2 protein-coding genes are annotated in these 1,276 nt (G+C 27.4%); both read left to right on the top strand.

Annotation, left to right across the window (positions count from 1 at the left end; all coding sequences use genetic code 11):
* Positions 1-442: ATP-binding protein (locus I6U48_RS16040; protein ID WP_246615394.1), on the top strand; the 442-nt coding region annotated here is incomplete at its 5' end.
* A gap of 54 nt (positions 443-496) precedes the next feature.
* Entirely contained in the window at positions 497-1,090 is a 594-nt protein-coding gene (locus tag I6U48_RS16035) for a helix-turn-helix domain-containing protein (protein ID WP_218321478.1), read from the top strand.
* Positions 1,091-1,276: the final 186 nt, after the last annotated feature.

Below are 1,276 nucleotides of genomic sequence, written 5' to 3'. Positions count from 1 at the left end.
AACTTTCCATAACGGAAAAACTCATATATCTATAGGCTTAGGAATAAAAGCCTGTTTAGAAGGATATAAAGTTTTTTTCACAACAGTACCTCTATTTATAACTCAACTCAAAGAGCTGCGCTCAACAAAAAGCTTGCGTGGTTACCAAAATAAATTAGCTAAATATGATTTAGTTATACTTGATGAATTTGGATATATCTCTTGTGATAAGGAAGGGGCTGAGTTACTATTCACAAACTTATCAATAAGAACTGGAAGAAAATCAACTATAATAACCACTAACCTATCTTTCGATAGATGGGGTGAAATTTTTATAGATCCTGTAATGACAGCAGCTATGACCGATAGGTTGACCCATAAATCATTTGTAATAAATATGAATGGAAATTCTTATAGATTAAAAGAAACTAAGGATTGGTTAAAAACCCTTAGTAATAATTAATACTTGTCCATGTGGAAAATTTTTTATACATATGCTATGTATAAAATACATGCTATGGATAGATTTTCTGAAAGATTGAGAGAGTTAAGGGAGGAAGAAGAACTTACCCAGACTCAATTAGCAAATATTTCAAGTACAAATAAGGATAAAATATCCCCACAGAACATTTCATATTGGGAAAAGGGCAGACAGCCATCATTTGAAATTCTAATAAAGCTGGCATCTTATTTTGATGTTACTGTTGATTATTTAATTGGCGTAAGTAACTTTAAGAATTCGACTCAAAAGCTTGTATATACGAATTTAGACATGGGCAGTTTTTTAGAACAGTTGGATATTAAACATAAAAGTCAATTAATAGAAAACGTAACACAGCTTACTAATCGTATTTTAAACCTATACATAATAGATAAAAAATCTTTTGATCCATGCTTAAATATTTTGGAAGAATTGTGTTTATTTTTAACAAGATTTTTAGCTTTCTATAATTTAATTAATGAGAATAAAAAAGATACTTTTAAAAAACATCTAAGAAATTCTTCTGATTTATTTTCATTATGTAATTCCTTAGATGAGGAGTTGAACTTTTTAGATCTTTCCCAAAAATCTATAGACAACTTAATCAATTCACTCTTAAAAGAATTTTAAAAAACTATATTAAATAAAAAATATCCAGATATTTTTAATCTAAAGACTATAAAAGAGGCTTATGATAATATCAATGATAACGTCAAATAATGATTGAATTTACAGATATTTAATAAATGTAAATTTCAAACCAATAATTTATTTGCAAAATTTTGGGACACGGTAATATATAGTTTACGCATCTAA

It is taken from the genome of Clostridium thailandense (assembly GCF_019207025.1).
Taxonomy (GTDB): Bacteria; Bacillota; Clostridia; order Clostridiales; family Clostridiaceae; genus Clostridium_AM; species Clostridium_AM thailandense.
The sequence above is the reverse complement of the archived record's forward strand: the minus strand, read 5'-3'. Positions and strand labels throughout refer to the sequence as shown.